We start from the raw sequence: 17,150 nt of genomic DNA, 5'->3' as shown, positions 1-17,150 counted from the left end.
GCGAGCGAGAGGGACGGTGACAGGTGGAGAGCAGGCCGACGTCACGCCGAGGCCCCGGGCGGGCCACGAACGGCGGGCAGTACGAGTACCGCGTCCTGACGATCGACCGCTCCACGAGCCGGTCCGACGCGCGCAGGCTCCTCACGGACGAGGCGGAGTACGGGCGGTGGGAGCTCGCCCGCACCCGCCTGTACGTCGGCGGGGAGCGCCGCGTGTGGCTGCGCCGCAAGATCATCCGGGTCCGCTCGACCCTGTGACGCCGTCCGCGGAGGACGTCTTCACGAAGTCCCGCGTCGGCGCGCCCGAGGGCTTCTTCGCGTGCGAGGCCGCCGGCCTGGACTGGTTGCGCGTGCCGGGCGGCCCGCGCGTCGTGCGCGTGCTCGGCGTCGCGGACGACCACCTCGCCCTCGAACGTCTCCACCCCGTCCGCCCGACGCCCGCCGCCGCCCGTGCGCTCGGGCGAGGGCTCGCCGTCGTGCACGACGCCGGGGCGCCGGCCTGGGGCGCACCCGCACCCGGGTGGGCGGGGGACGCGTTCTTCGGACCGCTCGCCGACCCGCTGCCGATGGCGACCGGGGCCTGGGGCGACTGGCCGACGTTCTACGCCGAGGCCCGGCTCGCGCCCGTCGCCCGGCTGGGTCGCGAGCGCGGCGCCCTCGGGCCGGACGACGCCGCCCTGCTCGGCCGCCTCGCCGACCGCCTCGCGGACCTGGCCCGGCCCGCTCTCGACGACGCGCCCGCGCGCGTGCACGGCGACCTGTGGTCGGGCAACGTGATGTGGGTCGCCGACGGTGCGGGCGGTGTCGACGGGGTGCTCCTCGACCCGGCGGCCCACGGCGGGCACCGCGAGGCCGACCTCGCGATGCTCGCGCTGTTCGGCGCGCCGCACCTGGCCGAGGTCGTCGCGGGCTACGAGGAGGTCCACCCGCTCGCGCGCGGCTGGCGGCACCGTGTCACCCTCCACCAGGTGTACCCGCTCGCCGTGCACGCCGTGCTCTTCGGCGGCGGCTACCGTGCGCAGCTGCGCGCCGCGGTCACCGCGCTCCTCGGCACCCCCTGACCCGCCGACCTCAGCAGGTGCGCAGCAGACGGTCCAGCACGCGCACACCGAAGCGCAACGAGTCGACCGGCACCCGCTCGTCGACCCCGTGGAACATCCCCGAGAAGTCGAGGTCCGCGGGCAGACGCAGCGGGGCGAACCCGTAGCCCGTGATGCCGAGACGCGCCAACGACTTGTTGTCCGTGCCGCCCGAGAGCGTGTACGGCAGCACCGTCGCCCCCGGGTCCTCCGCGACGAGCGCGTCGACCATCGAGTCCACGAGGTCACCGGAGAACGGGACCTCCAGCGCGATGTCACGATGGATCTCCTCGACCCGCACGTGCTCGCCCGCCAGCTCGCGCAGACGCGCGAAGCCTTCCTCCTCGTGCCCCGGGAGCAGGCGCGCGTCGATCGCGGCCTCCGCCCGCCCCGGGATGACGTTCGCCTTGTACCCCGCGTCGAGCTGGGTCGGGTTGGACGTGTGCCGCACCGTCGCGCCGACGAACCGCGACGCCGGGCCGAGCGCGGCCACGAGCGCGTCGACGCTGCCCGGGTCCTGCGGGTCGTACCGCAGGCCCGTGAGGTCGGCCACGCCGCGCAGCAGCGCGTCGACCGTCGGCGTCAGGGTGTACGGCCAGTGGTGGGTGCCGATCCGCGCGACCGCCTCCGCGAGGTGCGTCACCGCGTTGTCGGGGTTGACCTGCGACCCGTGGCCCGCGCGCCCCTCGGCGACGAGCCGCAGCCACGCGATGCCCTTCTCCGCCGTCTGCAGCAGGTACGCCCGGCGCCCCCCGACCTCGACCGAGAACCCGCCGACCTCGCTGATCGCCTCCGTCGCCCCCTCGAACAGCTCCGGGCGGTGATCGACGGCGTACCGCGCCCCGAACGTGCCGCCCGCCTCCTCGTCGGCGAAGAACGCGACCACGACGTCACGCGCCGGCTTGCGCCCCTCGCGCACCATCTGCCGCACGACCGCGAGGATCATCGCGTCCATGTCCTTCATGTCGACCGCGCCACGACCCCACAGCAGGCCGTCACGCTCCTCGCCCGCGAACGGGTCGACCGACCAGTCCCCCGCCTGCGCGGGCACCACGTCGAGGTGGCCGTGCAGTACCAGCGCCGGACGCGTCGGGTCCTGCCCCTCGAGCCGCACGACGACGCTCGCCCGCCCCGGCGCCGACTCGAACAGCTCCGGCTCCAGCCCGACCTCGTGCAGCAGTCCCATGACGTACTCCGCCGCGGCCCGCTCGCCCGGCCCCGACCCGTCCCCGTAGTTGGACGTGTCGATGCGCAGCAGCTCCTGGCAGATCCGCACCACCTCGTCCTGGGCGGTGGGAACGGGCACGGCGAGGTCCTCAGGACGAGCGGTGGTCATGACCCCACGCTACCGGCACCCGCGAGGCGAAACCCCGGTCGCGCGAGGTAGTACCCCGGGTGCGCGAGGTAGTACCCCGGTCGCCCGACGTCGCGTGGTCGCCCTGGGTGTCGGGCGGGCGGGGGCGCCGCGTCTCCCATCCGCCGCTCGTGCCTCGCGGCTCCCGCCAGGCCCACCACGACGCGGCGCCCCCACCCGCCCTCCCTGCACCACCTCACCCTGGTCCCGGGGGCACAGGGCACCGCGGTGCCTCGTCCTGGACTGCGGTACTACCCCGGTCGCGGGGTAGTACCGCAGGTCGGGCGGGTCAGGCGTCGAGGCCGCGGCGGGCGAGGAGCGGGGTGATGTCGGCGTCGCGGCCGCGCAGGTCGCGGAACGAGTCCAGCGGGTCCTGCGAGCCGCCGCGCGCGAGGAGGACGCGGCGGAACCGCTCGCCGTTCTCGCGCGTGAGACCGCCGTTCTCGCGGTACCACTCGACGGTGTCGGCGTCGAGCACCTCCGACCAGATGTACGAGTAGTACCCGGCCGCGTAGCCGCCCCCGAACACGTGGTTGTAGTACGTCGTGCGGTAGCGCGCCGGGACGGGCGCGAACGCGACCCCGGCGTCCTCGAGCGCCGCCACCTCGAACGGCACGACGTCGTCCACGGCGGACGGGACGGCGTCGGGCCCGAGCAGGTGCCACGCCTGGTCGAGCAGGGCGGCAGCGAGGTACTCCGTCGTGCCGAAGCCCTCGTTGAACTGGCGCGACGCGAGCATCGTGTCGACCCACTCCGACGGCATCGGCTCGCCCGTCTCGTGGTGCACGGCGTAGGCGCGCAGGATCTCCGGCTCCCACGCCCACATCTCGTTGACCTGCGAGGGGTACTCGACGAAGTCGCGCGGCACCTCGGTGCCGGACTGGGACGGGTACCGGACGTCGGAGAACAGGCCGTGCAGGGCGTGGCCGAACTCGTGGAAGAGGGTGATGACCTCGTCCCAGACGAGCAGCGTGGGCCGGCCCGCCGGGGGCTTGACGATGTTGAGGTTGTTCACCACGACGGGCCTCTGGCCGAGCAGGTGGTTCTGGTCCACGAGGTTGTTCATCCAGGCGCCGCCGCGCTTGGCCTCGCGCGTGTACCAGTCGGCAAGGAACAGGCCCATGCCCTCCCCCGGCGCGCCGGGCGTCTCGGCGTCGAACACCTCGAACACGCGCACGTCGGGGTGGTACCCGACGAGGTCGGTGCGCTCGGTGAACGAGATGCCGAAGAGGCGGTTCGCGGCGCGGAAGACGCCGTCGTGCACCACCTTCTCGAGCTCGAGGTAGGGGCGCAGGAGGGCGTCGTCGAGCGCGAAGCGGTCCTTGCGGACCCGCTCGGCGTAGAACGACCAGTCCGACGCGCGCAGGGTCGCGCCGGGCGCGTCGGCGTGCAGGGCGGCCTCCAGGTCGGCGGCCTCGCGCCGCGCGTTCGCGACGGCGGCAGGGGCGAGACGGGAGAGCATCGCGTCCACGGCCTCGGTGGTCTTCGCCGTGGCGTCCTCGGCGACGTAGGCCGCGTGGTGCTCGTACCCGAGCAGCCGCGCACGCTCGGCGCGCAGGCGCACCGTCTCCAGGACGATCTCGCGCGTGTCGTGGTCGTCCCCGGTCGCGCCGCGGGCCTCCGACGCGCGCTGCACGCGCTCGCGCACGTCCCGGTCCGTGAGGGAGGCGAGCACGCCCTGCTGGGTGGGAAGCTGCATCTCGAGCAGCCACGCGCCGTCGTGCCCGCGTGCGGCTGCCGCGGCGGCGGCCCCGGCGACCGCGTCGTCCGGGAGCCCGTCGAGCTCGGCCGGGTCGGTGACGAGCACGCTCGCCGCGTTCGCGCCCGCGAGCAGCCGGCGTCCGAACGCGGCCTCCAGGCTCGTGAGGCGGCCGTTGATCTCGCGCAGGCGCTCCTGGTCGGCGGCGCCCAGCTCGACGCCCGCACGACGGACGTCGACGAGCAGGGTGCGCAGCAGCCACGCGGCGTCGGGCTGGAGGACGACGTCGCCCGCGTCCGCCGCGTCCTGCAGCGCGCGGGCCCGCGCGAAGAGCCGGGCGTCCATGGAGATCGCGTCGCGGTGCGCCGCGTACTCGGGCGCGAGCTCCTCCTCGATCGCCTCCAGGCCGGGCGTCGCGTCCGCGCTGAGCTGGTTGTAGAACGCGTTCGCGACGCGCGCCAGGGACCGCCCCGAGCGCTCGAGCGCGTCGAGCGTGTTCGCGACGGTCGGCGCGTCGGGGTCGGTGACGATCGCCTCGACGGCGGCGCGCTGCGCGGCCATCGCGGCACGCAGCGCCGGGGCGTAGTGCTCCTCCCGCACGGCGGTGTAGTCGGGGAGCTCGTAGGGCAGGGTCGACGGCGCGGCGAACGGGTTGGCCGGGTCGAGGTCGAGGTCTGCGCCGGTGGGCGCGAGCGGCTGGGACGTCATGCGCCCATCCTGCCCCCGGCCGTCGCCGGGGCGAAACGGATTCGGCGCGCTCCCGGCGGCACCGGTCAGGGTGCGCGCCGGGAGCGGTCCCGGTCAGGCGGGCGTGGCGACGCGGGGCGCGTCGGAGGGCCACGGCTCGGCGGGCTCGCGCGGGTCGTCGGCGAGCAGGGTCGCGACCCAGGCGTCGCGCCGCACGCCCCGCTGGAGCGCGTGGCCGCGCACCGTGCCCTCGACACGGAACCCGAGCCGCCACGCGAGCCGCCGCGAGGGCCAGTTGCCGACGTACGCCTCCCACGACAGGCGCGCGAGCCCGAGACCCTCAGGGTCGAACGCCCGGTCGACGACGAGGCGGCACGCGGCGGTCGCGAGACCCCGGCCGCGACCCGCGGGCGCCATCCAGTAGCCCAGCTCGGCGGACCGCTCGGCGTCCGGGGCGTCGTCGAGGCCGAGCCCCACCATGCCGAGCAGCGGACCGGAACCGCCCGTGCCGCTCCCGTCCGGGGAGGACGCGCGGACCGCCCACGTGAGGACGTTCCCCCGCTCCCAGCCGGGCCCGACGTAGCCCTCGACGAACCCCACGGCGTCCTCGCGCGCGTACGGCGACGGGACGACGGTCCAGGCCGCGACGTCCGGGTCCTGGCAGGCCGTGGTGATCGCGTCGACGTCGTCGAGAGTGGGGGTGGCGAGGTGGACGCGGGCGTCGGCGAGGGTGAAGGGCTGCACGGGCCCAGACTGCCACCCGTCCCGTCGCGGGTCACCAGGATTCCGACGGCGCGGGCGCCGTCGTGGCCCGACGGCGGCGCTCACCCGCCCAGCGTGTCGGCCGCGGGCGACCACGGGAGGTCGTGCGCGGCGGCGACGGCCTCGTTGAGCAGCGTGCCGCGGTGCGTCGACGCCCCGGACCGCAGCAGCGGGTCGTCGCGCACGGCGTCCAGGCCGCCGTCCGCGAGGCGTGCGAGGTAGGGCAGCGTCGCGCTGGTGAGCGCCTGCGTGCTCGTCACCGGGACGGCGCCCGGCATGTTCGCGACGCAGTAGAAGGTCGTGCCGTGCACGGCGAACGTCGGGTCGTCGTGGGTCGTGGGCCGCGAGCTCTCGAAGCACCCGCCCTGGTCCACCGCGACGTCCACGAGGACGGCACCGGGACGCATGCGCGCCACGAGGTCGTCGCCGACGAGCCGCGGCGCCCGGGCGCCCGCCACGAGGACGGCACCGACGACGAGGTCCGCGTCGAGCACTGCACGCTCGACCGCGTGCGCGGTCGACGCGACGGTGCGCACGTGCCCGGCGAACTCGCGGTCGACGTCGCGCAGCACGGGCAGCGACAGGTCGACGACGGTGACCTCGGCACGCATCCCGACGGCGACCTGCGCGGCGTTGCGCCCGGCCGTCCCCCCACCGAGCACGACGACGCGTCCCGGCGGCGTGCCCGGCACACCGCCGAGCAGCACTCCCCTGCCCCCGGCGGGGCGCTGCAGCAGCCAGGCGCCGACCTGCGTCGCCATGCGTCCGGCGACCTCGCTCATCGGGGCCAGCAGCGGCAGGCCGCCACCGGGCGCCTGCGCGGTCTCGTACGCCACCGACGTCGTGCCGGCGGCGAGGAGCGCGCGCGTGCCCGCGGCGTCGGCGGCCAGGTGGAGGAAGGCGAACAGGAGCAGGTCGTCGCGCAGGTGTCGGTACTCCGACGCGACCGGCTCCTTGACCTTGCAGACGAGCTCCGCACCGCCCCAGACGTCGTCGGCGGTCGCGACGACGAGCGCGCCCGCGCGCTCGAACTCGGCGTCCGGCAGGTGGGAGCCGTCGCCGGCCCCCGACTGGACGAGCACCTCGTGCCCGGCCCGCACGAGGTGGTGGGCGCCGGCGGGGGTGAGCGCGACGCGGTCCTCGTGGTTCTTCACCTCGGTGGGTATGCCGATCCTCATGGTCCAGTGTGGTCGTGGGGTCGCCGCTCGTGCACGACGACGGCCGTTCCCCCGCGCGCCGACGTCGGCTACGGTCGTGGCCATGCCCACGTGGACGGACCCCGGCGAGGTGACGTTCGACGCCGTCCTCACCGCGTCGGGGACCGCGACCGGCCTGTTCGTCGAGATCCCGGTCGACACGGCGGAGCTGTTCGGCACGCGCGGCCGCGTCCCCGTGACGGTCCGCGTCGACGACGTGGCCTACCGGGCGTCGCTCGTCGCCTACGGCGGGCCGCACCTGCTCGCCGTGCTGCGCGCGGTGCGCGCGCGGCTGGGGAAGTCGGCGGGCGAGCCCGTGCGGGTCACGCTGCGGCTCGCGCCCGAGGTGTCCGCGGTCCCGCGCTGACGGGACCGGCCGCGGGCGTCACTCGGCGTCGCGCGTCGCGCCCCCCGCGCCGTCGGACAGCGCGATCTCCTTGGCCGTCGGCACCTCGTCCTCCATCGGGGGGTCCTTGTGGCGCAGGCGGGAGAACACCGACCACGCCACCGCGACGAGCGGCACCGACACGACCGCGCCGAGGATCCCCGCGAGGAGGGTTCCCCCCGTGACGGCGATCGCGACGACCACGGGGTGGAGCGACACCTGGGCGCCCATGATCAGCGGCTGCAGGATGTGGCCCTCGAACTGGCCGATCAGCGCGATCCCGATGGTGACGATGAGCGCGGTGACGAACCCCTCCGCGGCGAGCGCCACGACCGCGGCGATGATCATCGCGAGCGGCGCGCCGATGATGGGGATGAACGCGCCGATGAAGACGAGCACGGCGAGCGGTGCGGCGAGCGGCACGCCGAGGATCGCGAGGAGGATGAACGCGAGGATCCCGTCGACGAGCGCGATGATCACGGTCCCGCGCGCGTACCCGGAGAACGTGTACCAGCCCGCACCGCCCGCGACCTTCCACGTCTCGCGCGAGCGCGACGGGAGCTGGTTGAGGAACCAGGTCCACATGTCCTTGCCCCGGGCGAGGAAGAACACCGTGCAGAAGACCGCCAGCGCGATGGCCGCGAACGCCTCGAACACCGACCCGGCGCTGGCCGCCGCCTGGCTGGCGATGTCCCCGCCGTGCTCCGTGAGCCACTGCCGCCCGTTCTCGATCCAGCCGTCCACGTCGTCGGAGGTGATCGAGACCGGCAGCGGGCCGTTCTCCAGGAAGTCGAGGATCTGGGCGATGCCCTGGTCGAACTGGTCCGCGAGGCTCTGCCACTGCCCCGCGACCGACGAGATGACGTACGTGAGCAGGCCGGCGATGAACAGGAACGCCGACAGGATCGCGAGCCCCGTCGCGAGCCCCCGCGGCATGACCCGCGCGTAGAAGTCCGTCACGGGGCGCAGCACGGACGTGATGACGAGCGCGAGGAAGACCGCGACGAACACGAGCTGCACCTGCGCCGTCGCGTAGAAGATCAGCGCGACCGCCGCGACCACGAGGAGCAGCCGCCACGACCACCCGGCCGTCGTGCGCAGCCACGCGGGCACCGTCTCGTCGTACCCGACGACGGACGGGTTGCGCCGTGCGCCGGCCACCTTGCGCGCCTCGCGCGACGCGCCCGCCAGGTGCTTGATCGACGCCGCGGACCGATCCGACCCCGACCCGGGGCGTGGCGTCGGGACCGGTCCGCTCGTCGGCCGCTGCTCGTCGCTCACGCGGATCCCTGCCCGCACGTCGCCCTCATCCGCCCAGTGTGCCCCAGTGCGTCCCCCCACGCCGTGCAGCGCATCCGGGCGCGTCCGGTGGCGTCGTGGACGCGCCGTCGGGCGCGCCGACCGTCCGTGCCTTGGGTCCCGGGGAGCGGACGGCGATGCGGGAACCACCCGCGAACCGTGCTATGTTTTTCCCCGCACCGGAACGGCGGAAACGCCGCGAAGGTCCACTCGTCCGGGTGGCGGAATGGCAGACGCGCTAGCTTGAGGTGCTAGTGCCCTTTATCGGGCGTGGGGGTTCAAGTCCCCCTCCGGACACTCGTTGAGACAGCGACGACGAAGCGGGTCCAGGGCAACCTGGGCCCGCTTCGTCGTTCCCGGGACGGGGCGACGAGCCTTGGGTTGCTCGATGACCGCCTTGGCAGCGCTCGAGGACACGTCGCGGCGTGAACGCCATGCGTCAGGCGGTGAAGCCGGTGTCCCGGATACGTCGTGCGGGCACGCCGGCGACGATGGTGTCGGCGGGGACGTCCCGGGTGACGACTGCTCCTGCACCGACGACGGCGCCGTCGCCGATCGTCACTCCGGGCACGACCGTGACGGCGGCGCCGAGCCAGACCTGGCGCCCGATGGTGACGGGCGCGGGGATCATGTCGCCGCGGCGTGCGGGGTCGAGGTCGTGGTCGAGAGTGACGATCGTGCAGCCGTGACCGAGCAGCGAGCCGTCGCCGATGGTGATGCCACCGGCGTCCTGGAAGCGGCACGCCATATTGATGAACACGTCGCGGCCGAGCGTGAGGTTCTTGCCGAACTCGCAGTGGAAGGGCGGGAACAGCGTGACCGACTCGTCCACGGGGCGCCCGGTGAGCCGGGCCAGCAGTGCCCGCACCTCGTCAGGGCTCCGGTATCCGCCGTTGAGCTCCGCCATGACACGCAACGCGTCCTGCGCCGTGTCGTTCATGAGGGCGTGGGCGCCCGAGCCCGCTGCGATGCGCTCGCGACGGGCGACGAGGGCGCGGAACTCCTGCAGGTCCATCAGCGCTCCGTCCTCGCAGGAACCGTCGCCGAGGTGTCGGCGGCCCAGGACGCGAGCAGACGCAACCGCTCGGCCGACGGCGAGCCGGGCTCGGCGGTGTAGACCATGAGGACCTGGCCCGGTTCGGCGGTGATCGCGAGCTCCTCGTACGCCAGGGTGAGCTCGCCGACGACGGGGTGGCGGAAGCGTTTGGTGCCGGCGCCGTGGGTGCGGACGTCATGGGCGGCCCACAGCCGGCGGAATACCTCGCTGCGGGTGGACAGCTCACCGACGAGGTCCTGCAGACCCTTGTCGTGCGGGTCCCGGCCGGCCTCGGCGCGCATGATGGCGACGCACATCTCGGCGAACAGGTCCCAGTCGGGGTAGAAGTCGCGTGCGGCGGGGTCGAGGAACTGGAAGCGGGCGAGGTTGGGCGTGCGCCCGCCGTCCCCGATGACCGGGGAGTAGAAGGCGCGGCCCAGCGGGTTGGTCGCCAGGAGGTCCTGGTGCTGGTCGCGGACGAACGCGACGCCGTCGGTGATCGCCGCCAGCGCCCATTGCAGGCTGGGGCGAGCCGCCCCTGCGCGGGGCGATCGGCGTCGGCTCCGGCCCGACGTCGGCACCCCGTCGGCCGCCCGGGCCAGGTCGAACAGGTGCGCACGCTCGGTGTCGTCGAGCTGCAGGGCGCCCGCGACGGCGTCGAGCACGGAGGCCGACGCTCCGCCGATGGAGCCGCGCTCGAGCTTGGCGTAGTACTCCACGCTCACGCCCGCCAGCGCGGCGACCTCGCTCCGCCTCAGGCCCGGCACCCTGCGGTTGGCACCGCCGACGATACCGGCAGCCTCCGGGGTGACCTTGCCGCGCCGCGACACGAGGAACTCGCGCACCTCTGCTCGGTTGTCCATGCCGACACGCTAAGGCTCGACCGGGCGGGGAGGCAGTCCGTGGCGAGGGGTCTACCACCGGTACACCCCTCCGCAGGGACTCCCGTGCGTGCGGAACGAGGGCGATCCTGGGACGACCACCAGCGAAGGAGAGCAGTGATGCGCGGAGTGATCATGCACGGCCCCGGCGACGTCCGGGTGGAAGAGCGCGAGGACCCGCGTATCGTCGACCCGACGGACGCGGTGATCCGCCTGTCGGCGACCTGCATCTGCGGGTCGGACCTGTGGCCGTACCGCGGCGCCGACCAGGTGGACCACGCCACCATGGGCCACGAGTACGTCGGCGTCGTCGAGGAGGTCGGCTCCGAGGTCACCACGGTCAAGCCCGGGGACTTCGTCGTCGGCTCGTTCGTCATCTCGGACGGCACGTGCGAGATCTGCCGGGCCGGCTTCCCGTCGAGCTGCGTGCACCGCATCTTCGTCGACGGCGCCATCGGCACCCAGGCGGAGAAGGCGCGCATCCCCTACGCCGACGGCACCCTCGTCGCGACCCCGGGCCAGCCCGACCCGGACCTGATCCCGCACCTGCTGGCCGCCTCGGACGTGCTGGGCACGGGCTGGTTCGCCGCCGTGGCCGCCCAGGCCGGTCCCGGCAAGACCGTGGCCGTGGTCGGCGACGGCGCCGTCGGCCTCATGGGCGTCCTCGCCGCCAAGCAGCTCGGCGCCGAGCGCATCATCGCCATGTCCCGCCACGCGGACCGTCAGGACCTCGCCCGCCACTTCGGTGCCACCGACATCGTCGCCGAGCGCGGCGAAGCAGGCGTCGCCCGCATCAAGGAGCTCACCGACGGCCTCGGCGCACACTCCGTGATCGAGGCCGTCGGGACGCAGGAGTCCATGGTGCAGGCCATCAGCTCGGCACGCCCCGGCGGCAACGTCGGCTTCGTCGGCGTCACCCACGACGTCCAGCTGCCCGGCGAGCTCCTCTTCTTCTCCCAGGTGCAGATCCTCGGCGGCCCCGCCCCCGTGCGCCGGTTCCTGCCCGACCTGATCCAGCTCATCTGGGACCGCACGATCGACCCGGGCAAGGTCTTCGACCTCACCCTCCCGCTCGAGCAGGCCGCCGACGGCTACCGGGCCATGGACGAACGACGCGCCACCAAGGTGCTGCTCACCCTGTAAGTCCTACCGACGAGAAGAGAAGGGCCGCACCATGAAGCTCACGAGAAGTGGTGGTCAGAGCGCCACCGGACCGCAGGACTGGTTCACCGGCACCGTCCTCATCGACGCGATCCGCGACCCGGACGACCAGTCCGCCGTCGGGGCCTCCCACGTGCGGTTCACCCCGGGCGCTCGCACCGCATGGCACCACCACCCCAAGGGCCAGACCCTGTACGTCACCGACGGCATCGGCTACGTGGCGAGACGCGGCGGCGACGTGCAGGAGATCCGTCCCGGCGACGTGGTCTACATCGAGCCGGGCGAGGAGCACTGGCACGGGGCCACGCCGGACCGGTTCATGGCCCACGTCGCGATCCAGGAGGCGGACGAGAACGGCCAGGTGGTCACCTGGCTCGAGCACGTCGGCGACGACGAGCTGGCATAGCCGGCAGGTCGGACGTCATTCACCTCCTCCCGGCCGCGGGGCGAGGTCCGGGACCTCGTCCCCTGGGTCCTCCCAGGTCGGACCGCCAGGATGGCCGCATGAGACGCCACCTCCTCGTCCCGCTCGCCGCGGCCGCCCTGCTCGCGCTCGCCGGGTGCACCGCGCCCGCCGACCCGGAGCCGACGGCCGGGCTGCTGGAGAGCCACGGGCTCGACGGGATGGACGGGCCGGAAATCGTCGAGCACCTCGAGTCGATCCCGGTCGCCGAAAGGCCCACCGACCTCATGGCGTCCGTCCGCGGCGACACGCTCCTGCTCACCGACGCGGACGGCGACGACGAGACCACCCTCGACCTGCCCGACGACGCGTTCTACCTGTCCGTCGCGCCGTACGTCGAGCAGACCCACCCCTGCACGTTCCACTCCCTCACCACGTGCCAGGGCGAGCTCGGCGGCCAGGACGTCCGGGTCACGGTGGTCGACACCGCCACCGGCGAGACGCTCGTCGACGAGGACACCCGGCTCGAGGACAACGGCTTCGTCGGGTACTGGCTGCCGCGCGACGTCGAGGCGCAGGTCCGCGTCGAGGCGCAGGGCCGCACCGGCCAGACCGTCGTCACGACCGCCGTGGACGACCCGACCTGCCTCACCACCGTGCAGCTCACCTGACCACCGGGCGCGAGCGCACAGGCACCGCACAGGTTCACCACAGGCGCCGGACGTCCCCGGGCGAGAGGCTGGTCCCATGACCGCCGCACCGCTCACGAGCCAGCCCGCCGACCGTCCCCGCCTGACGAGGCCGGACGGCTCCCCCGTGCGCGTGCTCGTGGTCGACGACGAGCCCAACCTCGCCGAGCTCCTCACCTCCGCGCTGCGCTACGAAGGGTGGGACGTCTCCACCGCGCTCGACGGCCACACCGCGGTCCGCACCGCCCGGGAGACGGGACCGGACGTCGTCGTGCTCGACGTCATGCTCCCCGACATGGACGGCCTCACCGTCCTGCGGCGGCTGCGTGAGCGTGACCCCGACGTCCCGGTGCTCTTCCTCACCGCCCGCGACGCCGTCGAGGACCGGGTCGCCGGGCTCACCGCGGGCGGCGACGACTACGTCACGAAGCCGTTCAGCCTCGAGGAGGTCGTCGCCCGCCTGCGCGGGCTGCTGCGCCGCGGCGGCGCAGCCGCGCAGCGCGAGGACGCCGTCCTCGTGGTCGGCGACCTCGAGCTCGACGAGGACTCCCACGAGGTGCGCCGCGCGGGCCAGGAGGTCCGGCTCACCGCGACCGAGTTCGAGCTCCTGCGGTACCTCATGCGCAACCCCCGCCGCGTCCTGTCCAAGGCGCAGATCCTCGACCGCGTCTGGAACTACGACTTCGGCGGGCAGGCGAACATCGTCGAGCTCTACATCTCCTACCTGCGCCGTAAGATCGACAAGGGCCACGACCCCATGATCCACACGCTGCGCGGCGTCGGGTACGTGCTCAAGCCCGCCACCGGCACGGACGACGCCCGTGCCTGACCCCGCACCCCCCGCACGCCCCACGGCGCTGCGGCGACGCCTCGTCGTCGTCCTCGTGGGCGTGCTGCTCCTCGTCACCGCCGGCCTCGCCACCGCCTCCGCCCTCGCGCTGCGCGGCCAGCTCGTCGCCGAGCTCGACCAGTCCCTCGTCGAGGCGAGCGGGCGCGAGGAACGCCCCCCGGGGACCGACCGACCGGCCGGCGACCTCCCCGGCGGGTTCCCCGACGGCCCCGGGATCGACGACGACCCCGCCCGGTTCCCGTTCGGCGTCGGCCCCGGCACCGTCGTCGTGCGCACCGAGGGGGACACCGTCGCGCTCGCGGGCTACGTCACCTCCACCGGCGCGTTCGAACAGCTCGACGACGCCCAGGTCGCCGCCCTGACCGACGTCCCCGCGGACGGCGAGCCCCACGACGTCGACGTGCCCGACCTCGGCGGGTACCGCGCCGTCGCGACCACCCGCGACGACGGGGTCGGCAGCGTCGTCGCGCAGAGCACCGCCGACGTCGACGCCGCCGTGCAGCAGTTCGTCGCCGTCGAGGCGCTGCTCGGCCTCGTCGGGCTGCTCGGCGCCGCCGCGCTCGGCACCTGGCTCGTGCGCCGCTCCCTGCGACCCCTCGACGACGTCGCCGCCGCCGCCGGCCGCGTGTCCGAGCTCGAGCTCGCCCGCGGCGAGATCGACGCCATCCCCCGCGTCCCGGCCGACCTCACCGACGCCCGCACCGAGGTCGGCCAGGTCGGCGCCGCACTCAACCGCATGCTGGAGAACGTCGAGACCTCGCTCGTCGCCCGGCACGAGTCCGAGACCCAGGTGCGCCGCTTCGTCGCCGACGCGAGCCACGAGCTGCGCACCCCCCTCGCGTCCATCCGCGGGTACGCCGAGCTCGTGCGCCGCTCCCCCGACGTCGTCCCGCCCGACACGTCCCGCGCCCTCGACCGCATCGAGTCCGAGGCCGTGCGCATGACCGGCCTCGTCGAGGACCTCCTCCTCCTCGCACGCCTCGACGCCGGCCGCCCCCTCGACCGCGAGCCCGTCGACCTCGCGGCGCTCGCCGTCGACGCGGTCACGGACGCCCACGCCGCCGGTCCCGACCACGACTGGGGCCTCGTCCTGCCGGGCGACGACGGTGACGCCGACGACGGTGACGCCGACCGCGAGGCGGACGGCTCCGACCTCGTCGTCACCGGGGACGAGGCGAGCCTGCGCCAGGTGCTGGCGAACCTGCTCGCCAACGCCCGCACCCACACGCCGCGCGGGACGCGCGTGGACGTCCGGGTGCGCGACGACGGCGACGACGTGGTCGTGGACGTCACCGACGCCGGCCCCGGCATCGCGCCCGACCTGCGGCCCGTGCTCTTCCGCCGCTTCGCGCGCGGCGACGACGCCCGCAACCGCACCGGCGGCTCGACCGGCCTCGGCCTGGCGATCGTCGACGCGATCGTCACCGCGCACGGCGGCACCATCGGCGTCGAGTCGCGCACCGCCGACGAGCCCGGCCCCACCGGCACGACCTTCACCGTCCGCCTCCCCCGCGACCGCGCCTGACCGTCAGGCGGACGCGGCGGGGCGGACGCGGCGCGGCGGACCCGGTGCGGCGGACCCGGCGCGGCGGTCAAGCCGACAGCCGCACCTCGGCGCGCAGGCCGCCCAGCGGCGACTCCCCGAGCACCACGTCGTCCCCGTGCTCGCGGGCGGTCTCCCGGGCGATCGCCAGGCCCAGGCCGGTCCCTCCGGCGTCGCGCTCGCGCGCCTCGTCGAGCCGCGTGAACCGCTCGAAGACCCGTTCACGGTCGGCGACGTCGATGCCCGGCCCGTCGTCGTCGACCACGAGCAGCCCCGGACCGGCCGTCACCCGGACGCGCGACGCGGCGTGACGCACGGCGTTGTCGACGAGGTTGCGCAGGATCCGGGCGACCGCGGCCCGGTCGCCGCGCGCCGTGGCCCGCCCGTCGACGACCACCCTGATCTCGACGCGCGGGCGTGCCCGCTCCCCCGGCCGTCGCTCCGCGGTGGTCGCGGCGACCTCGTGCGCCACCGCGCCGAGGTCGACGTCCTCGTCGTGGGGCGCTCGCGCACCGAGCCGCGCGAGCACGAGCAGGTCGTCGACGAGCGCCTGCAGCCGCAGCACCTCGTCCTCGAGCTCGGCGGCGAGCTCGTCCGCGGGGAACGACGCCGGATGGAGCCGGGCGACCTCGACGCTCGCCCGCAGCGCCGCGACGGGGGACCGCAGCTCGTGCGCCGCGTCCGCGACGAACGAGCGCTGCCGCGCCTCCGCCGCGCGCAGGCTGTCGAGCATCGCGTTGAGCGTGCGGGCGAGGGCGCCGAGCTCGTCGTCGGCGCGGGGCACGGGCAGCGTCCCGGGACCGCCGGACCGCGCGATCGCCGCGGCGCCGCGCCGCAGCTCCTCCACGGGAGACAGCGCCCGGCCGAGCACCGCCCAGATCACCGCTGCGGCCACGAGGGTGAGCAGCGGGACGACGACGGCGAGCGCGACCCGCAGCGCCCGCACCACCCCCTCGACCTCCTGCAGCGGCATGCTCGCCACGGCGGTGGCGCCGCCGTCCCCGGCGACGGGCACGACCGCGACCCGGGCCGCGGCGTCGTAGGCGCTGCGGTCCGTGCCGACCACGCGCACGTCGCCCGTGCCGTCGGGGTGCGCGTCCGCCTCGGCACGCAGCGTCGCGAGCTCGTCGGCGGGCAGGACCGGCAGCGTCCTGCTCGCCGTCGCCGAGGACGCCAGGACCTCCCCGGCCGGGCCGAGGAGCTGGACGACCTCACCCGGCTCGGAGACGGGCAGGACGTCCGGGACCTGCCCGCTCGCGGCGAGGCGGGCGACCTGGAGCGCGCGCTCGCGCGTGATCTCGTCCAGCGCCGCGACCCGACCGCTCGACACCACCGAGGACAGGACGAGCGCGCCGACCACCAACGCGGTCGCGAGCACGAGCGAGGCGAGAGCGGTGAGCCGGGCGCGCAACGACCACGTGCGCCGACGCCGCGTCACGACGGCGGAGGGCCGGGTACCGCGGCCCCTCGGGGGACCACCAGGCGGTAGCCGGCGCCTCGCACGGTCTCGATGACCGCCTGGCCGAACTTGCGCCGCAGGTAGCCCACGTAGACCTCGACGACGTTGAGGCCGTCGCCCGCCGTGTCCCACACGTGGTCCCGCAGCTCCACCTTGCCGAGGACCTGGCCCGGCCGGCGCATGAAGTACTCGAGCAGGGCGAACTCGCGGGCCGTGGTCACCACCTCGTACCCGCGGTGGGTGACGACGCGCGTCGCCGGGTCGAGGGAGAGCTCGCCCACCGTGAGGACCGCCGGGCGCGGCTGCGGCCCCCGCCGCACCAGGGCCCGCACGCGCGCCACCAGCTCGACGAAGGAGAACGGCTTCGTCACGTAGTCGTCCGCGCCGAGGTCGAGGCCGTCCGCGATGTCGTACTCGCCGTCCTTGGCGCTGAGGATCAGCACGGGTGTCCAGACGCCGAGCTCGCGGAGCCGGGCGACCACGTCGTACCCGTTCAGGCCGGGCAGCATGATGTCGACGAGGACGGCGTCGAACTCCCCCGACGCGGCGAGCTCGAGACCGCGCAGCCCGTCGAGCGCGACGTCGACGGCGAACCCCTCGGCCAGCAGGCCGCGACGCAGCGCCTTGGCGACGCCCCGCTCGTCCTCGACCACCAGCACCCGCACGCC

General features: G+C 74.7%; 17 protein-coding genes and 1 tRNA gene. 9 read left to right on the top strand and 9 right to left on the bottom strand.

What is annotated here, in order from left to right; genetic code table 11:
- Positions 1 to 23 precede the first annotated feature (23 nt).
- Entirely contained in the window at positions 24 to 257 is a 234-nt protein-coding gene (locus tag LGQ04_RS12385) for a DUF5703 family protein (protein WP_229244079.1), read from the top strand.
- Positions 254 to 1,060: a fructosamine kinase family protein gene (locus tag LGQ04_RS12380; protein ID WP_229244077.1), complete on the top strand. Its 807-nt coding sequence runs from the start codon at positions 254 to 256 to the stop codon at positions 1,058 to 1,060. The genes LGQ04_RS12385 and LGQ04_RS12380 overlap by 4 nt, the downstream gene beginning before the upstream one ends.
- A gap of 10 nt (positions 1,061 to 1,070) precedes the next feature.
- Here the strand turns inward: LGQ04_RS12380 and LGQ04_RS12375 are convergent, their stop codons facing one another.
- From LGQ04_RS12375 to ald, 4 genes are all read right to left on the bottom strand, one after another.
- Entirely contained in the window at positions 1,071 to 2,414 is a 1,344-nt protein-coding gene (locus tag LGQ04_RS12375) for a M20/M25/M40 family metallo-hydrolase (RefSeq protein ID WP_229244069.1), read from the bottom strand.
- A 307-nt stretch (positions 2,415 to 2,721) separates the two neighbouring features.
- The gene (locus tag LGQ04_RS12370) at positions 2,722 to 4,839 is read right to left on the bottom strand and encodes a M3 family metallopeptidase (protein ID WP_229244067.1); all 2,118 of its coding nucleotides are present in this window, start codon (positions 4,837 to 4,839) and stop codon (positions 2,722 to 2,724) included.
- Positions 4,840 to 4,932: 93 nt separating this feature from the next.
- A complete protein-coding gene (locus LGQ04_RS12365) occupies positions 4,933 to 5,562 on the bottom strand; it encodes a GNAT family N-acetyltransferase (protein WP_229244065.1) in 630 nt (209 codons plus the stop codon).
- Positions 5,563 to 5,642: 80 nt separating this feature from the next.
- Positions 5,643 to 6,758 (bottom strand): alanine dehydrogenase, encoded by a 1,116-nt coding sequence (ald, locus tag LGQ04_RS12360; RefSeq protein WP_229244058.1) that lies wholly within the window; start codon positions 6,756 to 6,758, stop codon positions 5,643 to 5,645.
- 82 nt (positions 6,759 to 6,840) lie between these two features.
- On the opposite strand from ald, the gene LGQ04_RS12355 reads away from it, so the two are divergent.
- A complete protein-coding gene (locus tag LGQ04_RS12355; protein ID WP_229244054.1) occupies positions 6,841 to 7,143 on the top strand; it encodes a DUF1905 domain-containing protein in 303 nt (100 codons plus the stop codon).
- Between the two features lie 18 nt (positions 7,144 to 7,161).
- Here the strand turns inward: LGQ04_RS12355 and LGQ04_RS12350 are convergent, their stop codons facing one another.
- Entirely contained in the window at positions 7,162 to 8,322 is a 1,161-nt protein-coding gene (locus LGQ04_RS12350; RefSeq protein WP_229244507.1) for an AI-2E family transporter, read from the bottom strand.
- Between the two features lie 350 nt (positions 8,323 to 8,672).
- Here LGQ04_RS12350 and LGQ04_RS12345 point away from each other — a divergent pair.
- Positions 8,673 to 8,757 (top strand) — tRNA-Leu (locus LGQ04_RS12345).
- 142 nt (positions 8,758 to 8,899) lie between these two features.
- On the opposite strand, the gene LGQ04_RS12340 is transcribed toward LGQ04_RS12345, so the two are convergent.
- On the bottom strand, positions 8,900 to 9,475 hold the full coding sequence (locus LGQ04_RS12340; RefSeq protein WP_229244052.1) for a DapH/DapD/GlmU-related protein: 576 nt from the start codon (positions 9,473 to 9,475) through the stop codon (positions 8,900 to 8,902).
- The gene (locus LGQ04_RS12335) at positions 9,475 to 10,359 is read right to left on the bottom strand and encodes a helix-turn-helix domain-containing protein (RefSeq protein ID WP_229244050.1); all 885 of its coding nucleotides are present in this window, start codon (positions 10,357 to 10,359) and stop codon (positions 9,475 to 9,477) included. The genes LGQ04_RS12340 and LGQ04_RS12335 overlap by 1 nt, the downstream gene beginning before the upstream one ends.
- Before the next feature lie 138 nt (positions 10,360 to 10,497).
- On the opposite strand from LGQ04_RS12335, the gene LGQ04_RS12330 reads away from it, so the two are divergent.
- The 5 genes from LGQ04_RS12330 (at position 10,498) to LGQ04_RS12310 (ending at position 15,005) form a co-directional block, all read left to right on the top strand.
- Positions 10,498 to 11,520, top strand: a complete 1,023-nt coding sequence (locus LGQ04_RS12330; RefSeq protein WP_229244048.1) for a zinc-dependent alcohol dehydrogenase family protein — start codon at positions 10,498 to 10,500, stop codon at positions 11,518 to 11,520.
- A gap of 31 nt (positions 11,521 to 11,551) precedes the next feature.
- On the top strand, positions 11,552 to 11,944 hold the full coding sequence (locus tag LGQ04_RS12325; protein WP_229244046.1) for a (R)-mandelonitrile lyase: 393 nt from the start codon (positions 11,552 to 11,554) through the stop codon (positions 11,942 to 11,944).
- Between the two features lie 98 nt (positions 11,945 to 12,042).
- Positions 12,043 to 12,612 (top strand): CueP family metal-binding protein, encoded by a 570-nt coding sequence (locus tag LGQ04_RS12320; RefSeq protein WP_229244045.1) that lies wholly within the window; start codon positions 12,043 to 12,045, stop codon positions 12,610 to 12,612.
- A 76-nt stretch (positions 12,613 to 12,688) separates the two neighbouring features.
- The gene (locus LGQ04_RS12315; RefSeq protein WP_308016401.1) at positions 12,689 to 13,459 is read left to right on the top strand and encodes a response regulator transcription factor; all 771 of its coding nucleotides are present in this window, start codon (positions 12,689 to 12,691) and stop codon (positions 13,457 to 13,459) included.
- Complete coding sequence (locus LGQ04_RS12310) at positions 13,452 to 15,005, top strand: sensor histidine kinase (protein WP_229244044.1); 1,554 nt, start codon at positions 13,452 to 13,454, stop codon at positions 15,003 to 15,005. Before LGQ04_RS12315 ends, LGQ04_RS12310 begins: the two co-directional genes overlap by 8 nt.
- A 67-nt stretch (positions 15,006 to 15,072) precedes the next feature.
- Here LGQ04_RS12310 and LGQ04_RS12305 read toward each other — a convergent pair whose 3' ends face one another.
- On the bottom strand, positions 15,073 to 16,461 hold the full coding sequence (locus LGQ04_RS12305) for a sensor histidine kinase (protein ID WP_229244043.1): 1,389 nt from the start codon (positions 16,459 to 16,461) through the stop codon (positions 15,073 to 15,075).
- Entirely contained in the window at positions 16,458 to 17,147 is a 690-nt protein-coding gene (locus tag LGQ04_RS12300) for a response regulator transcription factor (RefSeq protein WP_229244042.1), read from the bottom strand. The genes LGQ04_RS12305 and LGQ04_RS12300 overlap by 4 nt, the downstream gene beginning before the upstream one ends.
- Positions 17,148 to 17,150: the final 3 nt, after the last annotated feature.

The sequence above is a fragment of the Cellulosimicrobium marinum genome, from assembly GCF_020551945.1.
In the GTDB taxonomy this organism is placed as follows: Bacteria; Actinomycetota; Actinomycetes; order Actinomycetales; family Cellulomonadaceae; genus Cellulosimicrobium; species Cellulosimicrobium marinum.
Note: the sequence above shows the minus strand (reverse complement) of the source record. Positions and strands in the feature narration are given on the sequence as shown.

Bases quoted from the DNA above. Each gene is read 5' to 3' on its own strand.
- LGQ04_RS12375 (WP_229244069.1), bottom strand. From the start codon at position 2,414: ATGACCACCGCTCGTCCTGAGGACCTCGCCGTGCCCGTTCCCACCGCC.
- LGQ04_RS12370 (WP_229244067.1), bottom strand. From the start codon at position 4,839: ATGACGTCCCAGCCGCTCGCGCCCACCGGCGCAGACCTCGACCTCGAC.
- ald (WP_229244058.1), bottom strand. From the start codon at position 6,758: ATGAGGATCGGCATACCCACCGAGGTGAAGAACCACGAGGACCGCGTC.
- LGQ04_RS12355 (WP_229244054.1), top strand. From the start codon at position 6,841: ATGCCCACGTGGACGGACCCCGGCGAGGTGACGTTCGACGCCGTCCTC.
- LGQ04_RS12340 (WP_229244052.1), bottom strand. From the start codon at position 9,475: ATGGACCTGCAGGAGTTCCGCGCCCTCGTCGCCCGTCGCGAGCGCATC.
- LGQ04_RS12335 (WP_229244050.1), bottom strand. From the start codon at position 10,359: ATGGACAACCGAGCAGAGGTGCGCGAGTTCCTCGTGTCGCGGCGCGGC.
- LGQ04_RS12330 (WP_229244048.1), top strand. From the start codon at position 10,498: ATGCGCGGAGTGATCATGCACGGCCCCGGCGACGTCCGGGTGGAAGAG.
- LGQ04_RS12325 (WP_229244046.1), top strand. From the start codon at position 11,552: ATGAAGCTCACGAGAAGTGGTGGTCAGAGCGCCACCGGACCGCAGGAC.
- LGQ04_RS12320 (WP_229244045.1), top strand. From the start codon at position 12,043: ATGAGACGCCACCTCCTCGTCCCGCTCGCCGCGGCCGCCCTGCTCGCG.
- LGQ04_RS12315 (WP_308016401.1), top strand. From the start codon at position 12,689: ATGACCGCCGCACCGCTCACGAGCCAGCCCGCCGACCGTCCCCGCCTG.